This window comes from Paraconexibacter antarcticus, from assembly GCF_024220175.1.
In the GTDB taxonomy this organism is placed as follows: domain Bacteria; phylum Actinomycetota; class Thermoleophilia; order Solirubrobacterales; family Solirubrobacteraceae; genus Paraconexibacter; species Paraconexibacter antarcticus.
In genome coordinates, this window is record NZ_CP098502.1 from 2,113,095 (window position 1) to 2,127,986 (window position 14,892).

A 14,892-nucleotide genomic window follows, 5' to 3' on the forward strand; every position below is an offset into this window, starting at 1 on the left:
TAGCCTGCGCACCATGTCAGCTCACCGTCACACCGTCACCGCGCTCGGCGCCCCCGGCGCCGTCGGGCCCTACAGCCACGGCGTCGTCAGCGACGGGCTGCTGTTCTGCTCAGGCCAGGTGCCGCTGGATCCCGAGACCGGCGAGCTCGTGGGCGGGACCATCGGCGACCGCACCCGGCGCTGCCTCGACAACCTCGCCGCGGTGTGCGGCGCCGCCGGCGCGCAGCTCGCCGACGCGGTCCGGCTCACGGTCTACACGACCGACATGGGGCAGTTCGCCGCGATCAACGAGGCCTACGGCGCGTACTTCCCGAACGATCCGCCCGCCCGGGTTGCGATCGGGGTGGCCGCCCTGCCGCTCGGCACGGACGTCGAGATCGACGCCGTGGTCGCCCTCCCCGCGGGCTGAGCGGGTGACCCCGGTGACGCCCGCCGACGTCACCGCCGAGGACATCCTCCGGGCCCGCGAGGCGATTCGCGACGTCGTGCGACCGACGCCGGTCGTGCCGTCGACGACGCTCTCGGACCGCCTGGGGGCCGCCGTCGTCCTCAAGGCGGAGAGCCTTCAGCGCACCGGCTCGTTCAAGGTCCGCGGTGCGTTGAACAAGCTCGCGCAGGTGGGTGATGCGGCCGCCGCCGGGGTCGTCTGCGGCAGCGCCGGCAACCACGCCCAGGCGCTCGCGTTCGCGGCACGGGAGCGCGGCGTCCCGTGCGAGGTCTTCATGCCCGCGCTCGCGCCGATCGCGAAGGCGGAGGGCGCCGCCGAGCTCGGGGCCACCGTCCGGCTCGAGGGGGCGTCGGTCGACGAGTGCGTCGCCGCCGCCCGGGAGCGCGCCGCCGAGGCCGGGATGGTCTTCGTCCATCCGTTCGACGACCCCGCCGTCGTCGCCGGACAGGGGACGCTCGGCCTCGAGCTGCTCGAGGACGTGCCCGACCTCGCGACCGTCGTCGTCCCGGTCGGTGGCGGCGGACTCGCGTCGGGCATCGCGATCGCCCTGAAGACGGCGCGGCCGGGGATCCGCGTGATCGGCGTCCAGGCCGAGCGCTGCGCGGCCTTCCCCGGCTCGCTCGCAGCCGGGGTCCCGACCGCGGTCGACGCCGCGCTGACGATCGCGGACGGCATCGCGGTCAAGCGCCCGGGGGAGCTCACGCTGCCGCTCATCGCCCGCTGGGTCGACGAGATCGTCGTCGTGGGGGAGGACGAGGTCGCCGAGGCGATCGTCCTGCTCGCCGAGAAGGCGAAGCTCGTCGTCGAGGGCGCCGGAGCGGTCGGCGCCGCCGCGCTGCTCGGCGGCCGGGTGCCCGCGGCGCCCGGCGGCGGGACCACGTGCATCGTCCTCTCGGGCGGCAACGTCGACCCGGGCCTCCTGGCCGAGGTCGCGCGGCGCCACGAGACGGAGGCCGGCCGCCGCCTCGTGCTCTTCACCCGCGTGCCGGACCGTCCGGGCTCACTCGCGCAGCTCCTGGAGATCGTCGCGAACAGCGGGGCAAACCTCGTGGACGTCGAGCACCTGCGCGAGGGGGTGGGGCTCCACTTCCGCGAGACGGCCGTCCAGCTCGTGCTCCAGACACGCGGGCGCGACCACGCGCAGGCGGTCACCACCGCCGTCGCCGACGCGGGCTACGCCGCGCGGATCGTCGTCTGACGCGCCGCCCCAGACGATAAGGACACCCTTAGAAAACCCCTTCATGCGGTACCCTCACGAAACGTGAGCGACGGCGAGCTGCTCCTCATCGTCGGCGCCCTGATGGCCACCGGCATCGCAGCGGCCGTGGTCGCGACCCGTATCCGGGTGCCGGGCCTGCTGCTCTTCCTCGGCCTCGGGATGGCCGTCGGCTCCGACGGCCTCGGCTGGATCTCGTTCACCGATTACGAGCTCACCCAGCGCATCGGGATCATCGCGCTCGTCCTCATCCTCTTCGAGGGCGGGCTCGCCGCGGGGTGGGGCGAGATCATGCCGGTCCTGCGCCCGTCGCTCGCGCTGGCGACGATCGGCACGGCGCTGACCGCCGTCATCGGCGGCTTCATAGCGGCCTGGCTCTTCGACCTCTCGCTGCTCGAGGGGATGCTGCTCGGCTCGATCGTCTCCTGCACGGACGGCGCGGCGATCTTCTCGCTGCTCCGCGGCTCGACGCTGCGGCGGCGGCTGGCGCGGACCCTCGAGGGGGAGGCCGGGTTCAACGATCCGGTCGCCGTCCTCCTCGTCGTCGGCTTCGTCGACTGGATCCAGAAGCCCGGCTACGGGCTGTTCGACATGCTCGGCAAGATGGCCGAGGAGATGGCGATCGGCGCCGCGGTCGGCCTGCTCGTCGGCCGGGTCGCGGTCTGGGCGATCGGCCAGGTGCGGCTGAGCTCCGCCGGTCTGTACCCGGTGGCCTCCGTCGCCGTGTGCACCTTCGCGTTCGGGGCGGCGGACGTCATCCACGGCTCGGGCTTCCTTGCGGTCTACCTCGCCGGCCTCGCGATCGGGTCGAGCCGGCTGCCCGCCAAGCGCACCATCATCACCTTCCACGAGGGCCTCGCGTGGGTCGCGCAGCTCACGATGTTCTTCACGCTCGGCCTGCTCGTCTTCCCGTCGCAGTTCGGGGACACCGCGCTGGAGGGCACGGCGCTCGCCGTCGCCGCGGTCGTCGTCGCCCGGCCGTTGTCGGTGTTCGTGGCGACGCTGCTGGCGGGCTTCGAGGTGCGCGAGCAGCTCGTCCTCGGCTGGGCGGGCCTGCGTGGCGCGGTCCCCGTCGTGCTCGCGACGTTCCCGGTCCTCTCGGGCGTTCCCGACAGCGAGCGGTTCTTCAACATCGTCTTCTTCGCCGTCATCGTGTCGACGCTGCTGCAGGGCATGACGTTCGAGAGCTTTGCGCGGCGTCTCGGCGTCACGACGAACGAGAAGGCGGTGCCGACGCCGCTGACGAACGCCGGCGCGATCCGGCGGCTCGGGGCGGAGGTCGTCGAGTTCGAGGTCAAGCCGGATGATGCGGCCGCGGGCATCCGCGTCCGGGACCTCCAGCTCCCGCGCGACGCGCTGCTGAACGTCATCGTCCGGGGGGAGCAGGCGATCCCGCCGCGCGGGTCGACCGAGGTCGCGGCGGGGGACATGCTGCACGTGCTCGTCCGGCAGGAGGTCGCGATCGAGTTCGCCGAGCTGCTGGAGAAGTGGCGCAACGGTCCCCTCGGCCCGGCCCCGCGCCCGGCGCGGGCGTGGCGGTCGATGCCCTCGGTCTCCTCGACACGGCCCTGGCACGAGAACGACGGGGACGCGGGGCACCCCGAGGCGGTGAACGGCCTCGGCGTCATCACGCGGCTGCGCACACGGCGGGACGGCATCCCCGGCGCGCTCGTCGAGCTCGAGGACGGACGCTTCGCGGTCACCGGGCCGATCGTCATGATCGGCCGGCCGCAGGCGATCGCGGCCGGGGCGCAGCGGCGGCTGCAGAACGCGCCGACCCACGCCGAGGGCGCCTGGTGGCGGGAGGTCATCGGCGCGGTGGCGCAGACCACCCGGCAGGCAGGGCCGGTGCGGTAGCCCGCGGCGCCGCCGTCAGGGCCGCGGGAGGGGGCCCGTCGATTCGCGGACGACGAGCGAGGTCTCGATCCACGCGCGGCGCGGGGCGTCCTCGTCACCGCGGATGTGGGCGAGCACGACGTCGACGGCACGCCCGCCGAGCGCCTGCGCGTCGAAGCGGACCGTCGTGAGCGGCGGCGTGAGGAGCTCGGCGAGCGGCATGTCGTCGAAGCCGACGACCGAGAGGTCACCCGGGACCGTGAGCCCGCGATCCCGTGCCGCGAGCAGCAGCCCCGCGGCGAGCAGGTCGTCGTCGCAGAGGACCGCGGTCGGGCGCGGGTCGCGGGCGAGCAGCGTGTTCCCGGCGGCGCGGGCGGCGGTGTGGGTGAACGCGCAGCGGGCGACGAGGTCCTCGCCGGCGTCGAGGCCGGCCCCGTGGAGCGCACGCGCCCAGGCCGCCGCGCGCGCCGCGAAGGTCGGCTCGGCGATGTCGGCTCGCAGGTGCGCGATCCGCTCGTGGCCGAGTCCGAGCAGGTGCTCCATCGCGGCGTGCACACCGCCCTTGAGGTCGAGCGTGACCGTCGGCAGGTCGCCGTCGGGCATGTCCATGAGGACGACGGGCGGGCCACCGGGGGCGAGCGCGGCCTCCGGCGGCGCGATCGCGAAGACGAGCAGCCCGTCGACGAACGTCTGGCGCAGAGCCCGGACCGAGGCCTCCCCGCCCGTGCCGTCGCCGTCGGCGTCGACGAGGACGACCGTGTAGCCGGCCGCCGTCGCCGCGCTCTGGGCGCCGCGCAGCACGTGGCCGAAGACGGGGTTCGTGATGTCGGGGACGACGAGCCCGATCGTCCGCGAGGCGCCGGACTTCAGCGTCCGGGCGGCCGCGTTCGGCTGGTACCCGAGCTCGTCCGCCGCCGCGCGCACGAGGTCCGCCGTCGCCGCGGCGACCCGGCCGCTCGCCTTGCCCGACAGGACGAGCGAGACCGTCGACTGCGACACCCCCGCGCGGCGGGCGACGTCGATGCTGGTGACACGTTGGGTCGAGATCGCGCAATCACACCACGCCCGGCGGCCGCACGGCGGACGGGGGTGGATGGGGCCCCCGGCGGGGCCCGGCGCGGAGGGGCGGGCGGGGGGCTCGCGCGTTCCTGCGGGAACGCTCGGGTCGGCGGGTGACGTGGAGCGGGAGGGGCGGCGTTTCCGCGGAAGCACGACATGATGACGCGCGTCTGCGGGAAGCCCCCGCCGGTGCCGGCGTCCGCGCCCGTTCCGTGCGCGCATCGCGCCGCGTGCCCTCACCGGGCTCCTGGTGCTGTCACGTCGCCGGCCGGCCGTCTTCGCCGTCCGCCGTCCGCCGTCCGCCGGGCTGCGGTCCTGTGCGCGTCCCCGTGACCCGGCGGATGGCCCGCGTCGCGGGGTCGCTGGGCCTATTTGACGTCATACGTATGATTGGCACGTATGACGATCCTCGGCCAGCCTCACCATCCGCGCCTCGCCGCCGGCACCCTTGCCGCCTTCGCCGCGGTCGTCGCCGTGGCGGCGGCGCACGGTCCCGCACCAGCGACGCCGCCTGCGGACCCGACCCACACCGCCGTCGTGGTCTCGGCCGACGCCCCGCCCGGGCCGCTCCCGGAGGCGGCCGTCGTGCGCCGGGTGGGCGGCGCGCTCGAGGCGCAGGGCGTGGTCCTCGCCCTGCTCGCGCACGGCTACGGGGCAGTCATCGGGGTCGGTCCCGACGCGCGCGCTGCCGTCGGGGCCGCCCGTGACGGCGGCGTCGCGTGACGCGGGGTCCGGCTCATCGGTCGCTGACGCCATCGAGTGTCAGCTCAGGCAGACCCCTCCGGCGTCAGCTGACAGTCGGCGGGTGCGGCGGGTGCCCGCGCCGCCCGCGCCCCCCCGCGCCGCCTGCGCCGCCCGAAACCCCCGAGCCGCCCGCGCCCCCCGAGCCGCCTGCGCCGCCCGAAACCCCCGAGACGCCCGCGCCTCCCGAACCCCCCCCGAGCCCCCCGACCCCGAGGCGCCCGACCCGCCCTACTGCGGCGTCGTGTACGCGCCGCTGAGGCCGCCGTCGATGAGGAAGGTCGAGGCGGTGACGTAGGTCGAGTCGTCGGAGGCGAGGAAGAGGACGCCCTTGGCGATCTCGTCGGCCCGGGCGAAGCGGCCCATCGGGAGGTGGACGAGGCGGCGGGCCGCCTTCTCGGGGTCCTTCGCGAAGAGCTCCTGGAGGAGCGGCGTGTCGACGGGACCCGGACACAGCGCGTTGACGCGGACGCCGCGCCGGGCGAACTCGACGCCGAGCTCGCGGGAGAGGGCGAGGACGCCGCCCTTCGACGCGGTGTAGGAGATCTGGGAGGTCGCGGCGCCCATGACCGCGACGAACGACGCGGTGTTGACGACCGAGCCGCCGCCGTCGTTCTCGAGCAGGTGGGGGATGCCGTGCTTGCAGCAGAGGAAGACCGAGCGGAGGTTCACGTCCTGCACGCGCTGCCACGCCTCGAGCGAGGTGTCGAGGACCGACACGTCGTCGTCGGGCGAGATGCCGGCGTTGTTGAAGAGGACGTCGATGTGCCCGTAGGCCTCGCGGACCTGGGCGAACATCGTCGTGACCGCGTGCTCCTCGGTGACGTCGACGGCGAGCGCGAGGTCCCCGGGCGAGCCGTCGTGGAGGTCGACCCCGACGACGGTCGCGCCCTCGGCGGCGAACAGCTCGGCCGTCGCGGCGCCGATTCCCCCGGCCGCGCCGGTGATGACGGCGACCTTCCCTTCCAGACGTCCGGCCATGACCCTCAGTGCTCCTGCGTGTCGTAGTAGATGGTCTTCGTCTCGGTGTAGGCGTCGAGGGCGTGGGGGCCGAGCTCGCGCCCGATCCCCGACTGCTTGAAGCCGCCGAACGGCGTGCTCACCCGCACCGAGCTGTTCGAGTTGATCGACAGGACCCCGGTGTCGATCGCCCGCGCCACCCGCAGCGCCTTGCCGCCGTCGCGCGTCCAGATGGACCCCGACAGCCCGTAGATCGTGTCGTTCGCGAGGCGGATCGCCTCCTCCTCGTCCCGGAACGGGATGATGCAGACGACCGGCCCGAAGATCTCCTCGGTCGCCGCGCGGGCGCCCGGGTCGACCGGGCACAGCACGGTCGGCGGGTACCAGAAGCCCGGGCCGTCGGGGACCTCGCCGTGCATCGACACCGGAGACTCCGCGTCGACGAACGACGCCACGGTGTCCCGGTGGGCGGCCGAGATGAGCGGCCCCATCGTCGTGCCCGGGTCGAGCGGGTCGCCGACGACGATCTCCGCGACCGCGTCGTGGAACGCGTCCATGAACGTGTCGAGCACCGAGGCCTGGACGAGCAGCCGCGAGCGCGCGCAGCAGTCCTGCCCCGCGTTGCCGAACACGGCGCCGGGCGCCGCGGCGGCCGCCCGCTCGATCTCGGCGTCCGCGAAGACGACGTTGGCGGACTTGCCGCCGAGCTCGAGCGTCACCCGCTTGATCGACTGCGCGGCCGTCGCCGCGATCGCGCGGCCGACCGCGGTCGACCCCGTGAAGGCGACCTTCGCGACATCGGGGTGCTCGACGAGCCGTGCCCCGGCCGTCGACCCGGGGCCGGCGACGACGTTCACCACGCCCTCGGGGATCCCGGCCTCGACGACGAGCTCCTCGAGGCGCAGCGCCGTCAGCGGCGTGAGCTCGGCGGGCTTGAGGACGACGGTGTTGCCCGCCGCCAGCGCGGGGGCGAGCTTCCACGCCGCGATGCACAGCGGGAAGTTCCAGGGCGTGATGAGCGCGACGACCCCGAGCGGCTCGCGCACGGTGAAGCCGAGGCCACCGGCGACCGGGATCGTGTCGCCGAGCAGGCGCTCGGGCGCGGCCGCGTAGTAGGCGAAGGTCTCGACGACCATGCCGATCTCGCCGCGGGCGTCGCCGATCGGCTTGCCGGCGTTGCGCGCCTCGAGCGTCGCGAGCTCCTCGAGGTGATCCTCGATGAGGTGCGCGAGGCCGTGCAGCAGCCGCGCGCGATCGCCCGGCGCGACCGCCCGCCACGCCGGGAACGCGGCCTTCGCGCGCGCGACCGCGGCGTCGGCCTCGGCCGCACCGGCACGCGGGATCTCGGCGAGCACGGCCTCGGTGGCCGGCTCGATGACCGTCAGCGTCGCAGTCATGGCGCCGGGCCTAGACGTCGATCTCGGCGTCGAGTTCCCTCACCGTCATCTTCGGCCCGGTGAACGTGTGCTTCGCCCCGAGCACCCACCAGAGTCCGACGGCGAGGATGACGCCGCCGGTCACGAGCGGCGCGTAGTTCACCGCCGACCAGCTGAACTCGCTCCGGAACGGCGTGCCCGCGGGCGTCGTCGGGAGGATGAAGATCACCGTGACGATCGCGACCCAGACGACGGCGACGGGGTTCATCCACCGGTACTTCGCCCCGTTCGTCCACGGGCCGGCCTCCCACGTGTCGCCCTCGCGCCAGCGCAGGTAGATCGGGATGACGTACGCGATGTACAGGCCGATGACGGCGATCGAGACGACGGCGCCGAAGGCGACGGTGAGCCCGGCGCTGTTCGGGAAGTACGCCGGGATCGTCAGCACCGCGCCGCACGCGGCCATGAAGAGGACCGCGTTGACCGGGATGCGGCGGTGGTTGACCTTGCTCCAGAGCGACGATCCGGGGATCGCGCCGTCCCGGCTGAACGCGTAGCACATGCGTGAGGCGCTCGTGAGGCAGGCGGCCCCGCAGAAGACCTGGCCGACGACGGAGATGAGGAGGACGAGCTTCACCCACGAGGTGCCCATCGCGCTCTCCAGGACCGCGATCGAGGAGCCGCCGCCCGCCGTGACGGCCTTCGGGTCGCTCACGGCGAAGGTCAGGGCGAGCAGCAGGATGTACCCGATGACCGCGGAGTAGAAGATCGAGCGCCAGACGCCCTTGGCGGCCGCGTCCGCCGCGCCCTGGGTCTCCTCCGACACGTGCGCACACGAGTCGTACCCGGTGATCGTGTACTGCGTCAGGAGGAACCCGAGCGGCAGGACGTAGAACCAGTACATGTGGCCGCCGAAGCCCGAGTTGTTGATCCGCTCGGTGAAGACGAAGTTCGCGCTCGCGTGGTGGCTCGGGACGACGACGAGGACGACGAGGATCACGGCGACGCCCGCGACGTGCCACCACACCGAGATCGAGTTGACACGGGCGACGAGGTGGCTGCCGAGGATGTTGATCGTCGCGTGCAGCGCGAGGATGACGAGGAACAGGAAGAACGTCCCGTGGAGGAACGTCTTGCCCGCGTGCTCGCCGTTGAAGAGGTCGAACTTGAAGAGGCCGAAGAGCGTGTTCATGAACGTCGCCGCGCCGTAGTCGACGGACGCCGTGACCGCGACGAGGCCGATGAGGTTGAACCAGCCGGTGAACCAGCCCCAGACCGGCCCGCCGAGCTTCGACGCCCACCAGTAGATGCCGCCGGCGGTGGGGTACGCCGAGACGAGCTCGGACATGCAGAACCCGATGATGAGGATCGGGACCGAGATGAGCGGCCAGCCGATCGAGATCGCGACCGGCCCGCCGTTGTTCCAAGCCTGGAAGTAGGTCGTGAAGCAGCCCGCGAGGATCGAGATGATCGTGAAGGAGATCGCGAAGTTCTGGAAGCCCGTCCACGAGCGTTCGAGCTCCTGCTTGTACCCCAGCTCCGACAGGCGCTTCTCGTCCGCCGCCCGCCGTTCTTCCGTCGTGGCCATGCGTGCTCCTCGGTGTCCGGGTCCCAAGTGCCGATCAGCACCCATAAAGGTCTGATCGTCCGTCCTCTGGCTGGGCGACTGTACGCCGAGGACCGGACGGCCGTCAACCGGGCAGCAGGCCGGCGAGGATGTGCTCGGTGCCCTGGAGGTGCTCGGTCATCGTCGAGACCGCGGCCCCGACGTCGTTCGCCCGGATGGCCGCGAGCAGCCGCGCGTGCTGCGCGTTGGAGTGGGCGAGCACCTCGGGCGGGTGCGCGATGTGGTGGATGAGGTCGCTCATCCGCCCCTGGCACTGGGTCATCGCGACGACGAGCCGCGAGCTTCCGGTGAGCTCGGCGAGCCCGACGTGGAAGCGGACGTCGGCCTGGCGGTAGGCGGGGTAGTCCTCGATGCAGTCGTCGAGGCCGACGACGAGCTCGTCGAGGACGCGCAGCTGCGCCTCGGTGGCCCGGCTGACGGCGAGCACGGCCACGCCGACCTCGACCGCGAGGCGCTCGTCGCAGATCTCGCGCCAGTCGGTGGGCGAGAGCTCCGACCGGTCGGCCCCGCGCGGCGGCTCGTCGACGACGAACGTCCCGCCGCCGCGACCGCGGACCGCGTGGAGGTAGCCCGACTGCCCGAGCGCCGTGAGCGCCTGCCGCAGCGTCGAGCGCGCGATGCCGAGCTTCTGGCAGAGCTCGCGCTCGGCAGGGAGCCGCTCGCCGGCGGGAAGCAGCCCGAGCTTGATCGCGGTCCCGAGCCGGTCGACGGTCTCCTCGAACGCGGTCTGCGACCGCACGGGGGCGAAGACCGTCTCCAGGGACAACGGGGCTTGCGGAGCGGATTGCGGGCTCATCGTCGTCTCTCTCGAACGTCCTCGAACGTCATCCGGATCACAACCGCTCGAAGCCCCGCACGCGCTCCCAGTCGGTCACGAAGGCGTCGAACGCGCTGAGCTCGACGTCGGCCATGTTGACGTAGTGGTCGACGACCTCGTCGCCGAAGGCGGCGCGCGCGAAGGCGGAGGCCGCGAAGAGGTCCCGCGCGTCGCGCAGCGTGGAGGGCAGCCGTTCGGTGCCCTCGGCGGTGTACGCGTTGCCCTCGCAGCGGGGCGGCAGCTCGAGGCCGGCGTCGACCCCGTCGAGCCCGGCGGCGATGAGCGCGGCGAGCGCGAGGTACGGGTTGACGTCGGCGCCGGGCGCGCGGCATTCGACCCGCCGCGACGGGCCGTGGCCGACGACGCGCATCGCGCACGTGCGGTTGTCGTCGCCCCACGCGACGGCCGTCGGCGCGAACGAGCCGTCGGCGTACCGCTTGTAGGAGTTGACGTTCGGGGCGAGCAGCAGCGTGAGCTCGCGGACGTGCGCGAGCAGGCCGGCGACGAACGCGTCGAAGACGCCCGGCTCCTCGGCGAAGACGGGGGCGCCGCCGTCGACCGCGGTGAGCGACAGGTGCACGTGGCAGGAGCTGCCCTCGCGCTCGTCGACCTTCGCCATGAAGGTGATCGACTGCCCGGCCTGGGCGGCGATCTCCTTCGCCCCGTTCTTGTAGACGACGTGGCGGTCCGCGGTCGTCAGCGCGTCGGCGTACCGGAAGTTGATCTCGTGCTGGCCGAGGTTGCACTCGCCCTTGGAGTCCTCGACGGCGATGCCCGCCGCGTGCATGCAGTTGCGGATGCGGCGCAGGAGCGGCTCGACCCGGGCGGTCCCGAGGAGCGAGTAGTCGACGTTGTAGCGGTTGGCCGGCGTCAGGCCGCGGTATCCGCCGTCGAAGGCCGACTCGTAGGAGTCCTCGTAGATCAGGAACTCGAGCTCGGTCGCGGCGAGCGCGCCCCAGCCGCGCTCGGCCAGCCGGTCGAGCTGGGCCTTGAGGATCTGCCGCGGCGACGGCCCGACCGGCGTGCCGTCCCCCCAGGCGACGTCCGCGAGGACCATCGCGGTCCCCTCCTGCCAGGGCACGGGCGCGAGCGTCGCGAGGTCCGGGGTCAGGACGAAGTCGCCGTAGCCGCTCTCCCACGACGCGAGCGGATAGCCGCCGACGGTGTTCATCTCGACGTCGACGGCGAGGAGGTACGAGCACGCCTCGGCGCCGTGGGCGACGACCTCGTCGAGGAAGTGCTGCGCGTGCAGGCGCTTGCCCATGAGGCGCCCCTGCATGTCGGTCATCGCCAGCAGCACCGTGTCGACCGTGCCGGCGGCGACGGCGGCCTGCAGCTCCTCGAGGTTCATCGCCCGAAGGTATTGCCCGCGGACCTTTGCGCGCAAGCGGCCGGTGGTCGGGGATTGGCCCTGTCGGCGGGCCGGGGGGCCGCGTACCCTCGGGGGGTGGAGTCGACCGTCAGCCTGCCGCCGCGGACGCTGTCGCTGTGGGCGGCGCCGCCCCGCCGGCTCGTGCGGCTCGTGGCCGGGCTGTGGCTCTTCGGCACCGGCGAGGCCCTTGTCATCCGCGGCGGGCTCGGCAACTCGCCGTGGTCGGTCTTCGCGCAGGGCGTCTCCCGCCACACCCCGCTGAGCATCGGCGGCGCGACGATCCTCACAAGCGCCCTCATCCTGCTCCTCTGGACCCGGATGGAGGTCCGGCCCGGGCTCGGCACGGTCGCCAACGCGCTGCTCATCGGCATCGCGATCGACACGACGCTCGGCTGGGTGGGCGAGGCGTCGGCCGCACCCGTCCGGGTCGCCGCGGTCCTCACCGGGATCGCGACCGTCGGCGTCGGCTCCGGGCTCTACCTCGGCTGCCGCCTCGGGCCCGGTCCGCGCGACGGCCTCATGCTCGGGCTCCACGCGCGCACCGGCCGCCCGATCGCCCTCCTGCGCGCGGGTATCGAGCTCACCGCGCTCGTCACCGGGACGCTGCTCGGCGGGACCGCGGGCCTCGGGACGGTCGCCTTCGCGGTGCTCGTCGGGCCGGCGGTGCATCTCGGCGTGCGGGTGCTGCCGGGCGGGCCGGCGCCCGGGGTCGTGGCCGTAGCCCGCGCCGGCTAGAGGATGAGCGTCCGCTGCTCGGCCGAGCCGCGGGCGAGCGCGGCGATCTCCGCCGCGTCCACGACGGCGCGCCCGGGCACCTCGGCGAGCGCCCGGGCCTGACCGCGCAGTCCCGGGCCGTACGAGCCGCGGGCGCTGTGGACGTAGGGGAGGACCGCGAGCAGCGAGCGGCCGCGGGTGCGGGGCGCGAGCGCGGCGCCGAGCACGGCGACGGGGAGCAGCGCGTGGGAGCGGCGCCAGAAGACGCGGGCGACGAGGTGCTTGCGGACCTCGGGGTGGCGGCGGACGACGAGTGCGAGGCCGCGCCAGCGGGGGACGGTCCGCAGCTTGCCCCGCAGGGACCCCGCCTCGACGGCGTGGTGGGTGAGGACCTCGGGGGCGCCGACGTACGCGGCCCCGGCGGCGCGGGCGCGCAGGGCGAGCTCGGTGTCCTCGCCCGCGGCCATGTGCTCCTCGAACCCGCCGGCCGCCTCGAGGACGGCGCGCGGGTACAGGACGTTGCAGGTCTGCGCCCACGGCACCGGCGGCGTGATCGCCTGGGTCCGCGCGTGCGGCGCGGCCATGAGGTGGACCTCGTCGGGGTCGGGCTGCGTCGCGCCCTGGACGATCGCGCCCGGGTGGCGGCCGGCGGCCGCGAGGGCGGCGGCGAGCCAGTCGCGCGGCGGGCGGCAGTCGTCGTCGGTGAAGAGCACGAGCGGCGCCCGGGCGGCGCGCCAGGCGACGTTGCGCTGGCGGGCGGCCGACCCGTCCCGGGCCCCGGGCGCGGCGCGGAGCGGGCGCAGGACGCCGGCCTCGCGCAGCGGGTGGGTCGCCAGCAGGCGGGCGACGGCGGCGCTCCGGGAGTCGTCGCAGACCACGACCTCCCACTGGCCGCGGTCGAGCGTCTGCTCCGCGAGCGCGTTGAGCAGCCAGCGCAGCCGCAGCGGGCGCTCGTGCGAGGGGACGCAGACCGAGATGAGCGGGTCGGGGACGCTCACCGCCTGCCGCTCACGCTGCGGCGGCCGCGGGCTTCGGCCGCCACGGCAGGCGCCCGTCGAGCCACGGCTCTTCCCAGAGACGCCACATCGCGGCGGCGATGAGCATCGTCCCGAAGACCATCCCGAAGGTGAGCTCGGCGAGCAGCTTGTGCGGCCCGAGGGTCGGCGAGGCGTCCTGGAGGATGTGCTGCCCGACGGTGAGGTGCAGGAGGTAGATCCCGTACGACCAGCGGCCGAGCGCGTGGACGACGGGGTTGTCGAACGTCCGCGGAATCCGCACGCCCGACCACTCGTAGACGAGCGCGCCGCCGACGAACCCCGCCCCGCAGGCGAAGTGGGCCACCTCGGACGCGAGCTTGCCGTCGTCGATCTGGAAGCCGACGACGAGCGCCTCCGCGGCGATCGCGGCCCCGATCATCCCGAGCCCCACGGCGCGTCCGAAGGCCTGGCGGCCGGGGAGGAGCGCCTTCAGCTCGGTCTCGTAGGCCGCGGCGACCATCCCGGGGGCGAAGGCCCAGCCGAGGGCGATGACGCTGTGACCGAGCGGGCCGGCGGGCTCGGTCTGCGTCCGCAGCGCGATGCCGGCGACCGACCAGGCGCCGAGGAAGCCGACGAGCGCGCGGCGGCGGCTCGCCCGCGGCAGCGAGGCGACCGGCCGCAGCTGCGCGGCGAGCAGGAAGAGCAGCGGGACGGTGACGTAGAAGAACGCCTCGACGTTCACCGTCCAGCCCTGGGACATGAGCGCCTGGTGGTCGGCGCCGAAGAACGTCTGCAGGCACAGGAAGCTCCCGACGACCTGCGCGCCCGTCAGCCCGTACGCGCCCTTGTCGACCAGGCGGAAGGCGATGATGAGCCAGAAGGCGGGCAGGATGCGGCGGGCGCGGCGGGCGAGGTACCGGGGGACCCGCGGCGGCGGCCGGTCGCCGAGCCACGAGCGCACCCACGGGCCGCCGACGAGGTAGCCGGAGAGCGCGAAGAAGACGTACACCGTCGGCGAGCCGATCCGCAGCGTGACGAACGACCACGCGCCGAAGGAGTGGATCGGGTCGCCCGCGTACGCGCCCCCGAGGTGCAGGGCCGCGCCGAGGGTCGCGTGGTAGAGGACGACGACGATGCAGGCGATCCCGCGCAGCGCGTCGCCGAGCACGAAGTAGCCGTCGGGGTGTCCCCGTTCGATGCGGTCGGCGGCCTCGTTCACTCCACTGCGGATGCTATGGGTCCGCGCGGCCGGGCGCGGGGCCGGGCGGGTCGGCGAACGGCCTCGGGTACCCTCCGCACCGATGCTCGACCGCGTCTTCGCCACCGTCGACCGCCTCTGGGTCCGCATCGCCGGCGGGTGCCTCGCGCTCGCGCTCGTCATCGGCGCGATCGCCTACGCCTCCCAGCCGACCGAGCGCGACTACGAGTCGGTGAGGAACACGCTCACCGACTTCGTCACCGCCGCCGGCGACCGGGACGGCGACGCGGCGTGCAAGCTCCTCACGCCGCAGGGCCGCCAGATCGTCACCGCGGAGGTCCCCGGCGTCTCGTGCGAGACCTACGCGCGGTCGTTCGGGTTCGACGTCGCCGGCCTCGGCTCGGTGACGCTCCACCTGCCGGCCGACCTGCCGGGGCAGGTGCTGCTCGACGCGTCGAACATGACCGATCCCGCCGGCCACCCCGTGCAGCGCAAGGTCCTCATGGTGCGGACCTCGAACGGCTACCGCATCGCCGCGATCTCGCGGTAAC

Annotated in this window: 14 protein-coding genes; 6 read left to right on the forward strand and 8 right to left on the reverse strand. The window is 73.9% G+C overall.

Features of this window, described 5'->3' with window-relative positions; translation table 11 throughout:
• Positions 1-13 precede the first annotated feature (13 nt).
• From NBH00_RS10380 to NBH00_RS10390, 3 genes are all read left to right on the forward strand, one after another.
• A complete protein-coding gene (locus NBH00_RS10380; protein WP_254573264.1) occupies positions 14-409 on the forward strand; it encodes a Rid family detoxifying hydrolase in 396 nt (131 codons plus the stop codon).
• 13 nt (positions 410-422) lie between these two features.
• Complete coding sequence (gene ilvA / locus NBH00_RS10385) at positions 423-1,646, forward strand: threonine ammonia-lyase (RefSeq protein ID WP_254573265.1); 1,224 nt, start codon at positions 423-425, stop codon at positions 1,644-1,646.
• A 63-nt stretch (positions 1,647-1,709) separates the two neighbouring features.
• On the forward strand, positions 1,710-3,521 hold the full coding sequence (locus NBH00_RS10390) for a potassium/proton antiporter (RefSeq protein WP_254573266.1): 1,812 nt from the start codon (positions 1,710-1,712) through the stop codon (positions 3,519-3,521).
• A gap of 15 nt (positions 3,522-3,536) precedes the next feature.
• On the opposite strand, the gene NBH00_RS10395 is transcribed toward NBH00_RS10390, so the two are convergent.
• Entirely contained in the window at positions 3,537-4,781 is a 1,245-nt protein-coding gene (locus tag NBH00_RS10395; RefSeq protein ID WP_302182727.1) for a LacI family DNA-binding transcriptional regulator, read from the reverse strand.
• Positions 4,782-4,958: 177 nt separating this feature from the next.
• Here NBH00_RS10395 and NBH00_RS10400 point away from each other — a divergent pair, with 177 nt between their 5' ends.
• Positions 4,959-5,282: a hypothetical protein gene (locus tag NBH00_RS10400; protein WP_254573268.1), complete on the forward strand. Its 324-nt coding sequence runs from the start codon at positions 4,959-4,961 to the stop codon at positions 5,280-5,282.
• Positions 5,283-5,531: 249 nt separating this feature from the next.
• Here NBH00_RS10400 and NBH00_RS10405 read toward each other — a convergent pair whose 3' ends face one another.
• The 5 genes from NBH00_RS10405 to NBH00_RS10425 form a co-directional block, all read right to left on the reverse strand.
• Entirely contained in the window at positions 5,532-6,281 is a 750-nt protein-coding gene (locus NBH00_RS10405) for an SDR family oxidoreductase (RefSeq protein ID WP_254573269.1), read from the reverse strand.
• 5 nt (positions 6,282-6,286) lie between these two features.
• Complete coding sequence (locus NBH00_RS10410) at positions 6,287-7,657, reverse strand: aldehyde dehydrogenase family protein (protein ID WP_254573270.1); 1,371 nt, start codon at positions 7,655-7,657, stop codon at positions 6,287-6,289.
• Positions 7,658-7,667: 10 nt separating this feature from the next.
• Positions 7,668-9,224: an amino acid permease gene (locus tag NBH00_RS10415; protein WP_254573271.1), complete on the reverse strand. Its 1,557-nt coding sequence runs from the start codon at positions 9,222-9,224 to the stop codon at positions 7,668-7,670.
• Between the two features lie 103 nt (positions 9,225-9,327).
• Positions 9,328-10,059, reverse strand: a complete 732-nt coding sequence (locus NBH00_RS10420; RefSeq protein ID WP_254573272.1) for a FadR/GntR family transcriptional regulator — start codon at positions 10,057-10,059, stop codon at positions 9,328-9,330.
• 37 nt (positions 10,060-10,096) lie between these two features.
• On the reverse strand, positions 10,097-11,431 hold the full coding sequence (locus NBH00_RS10425) for a glutamine synthetase family protein (protein WP_254573273.1): 1,335 nt from the start codon (positions 11,429-11,431) through the stop codon (positions 10,097-10,099).
• Between the two features lie 96 nt (positions 11,432-11,527).
• On the opposite strand from NBH00_RS10425, the gene yczE reads away from it, so the two are divergent.
• Complete coding sequence (gene yczE / locus NBH00_RS10430; RefSeq protein ID WP_254573274.1) at positions 11,528-12,187, forward strand: membrane protein YczE; 660 nt, start codon at positions 11,528-11,530, stop codon at positions 12,185-12,187.
• Here the strand turns inward: yczE and NBH00_RS10435 are convergent.
• Complete coding sequence (locus NBH00_RS10435) at positions 12,184-13,164, reverse strand: glycosyltransferase family 2 protein (protein WP_254573275.1); 981 nt, start codon at positions 13,162-13,164, stop codon at positions 12,184-12,186. The two genes, yczE and NBH00_RS10435, sit on opposite strands and share 4 nt — an antisense overlap.
• Positions 13,165-13,174: 10 nt before the next feature.
• Complete coding sequence (locus tag NBH00_RS10440) at positions 13,175-14,362, reverse strand: acyltransferase family protein (RefSeq protein ID WP_254573276.1); 1,188 nt, start codon at positions 14,360-14,362, stop codon at positions 13,175-13,177.
• Between the two features lie 82 nt (positions 14,363-14,444).
• On the opposite strand from NBH00_RS10440, the gene NBH00_RS10445 reads away from it, so the two are divergent.
• On the forward strand, positions 14,445-14,891 hold the full coding sequence (locus tag NBH00_RS10445) for a hypothetical protein (protein ID WP_254573277.1): 447 nt from the start codon (positions 14,445-14,447) through the stop codon (positions 14,889-14,891).
• Position 14,892: the final 1 nt, after the last annotated feature.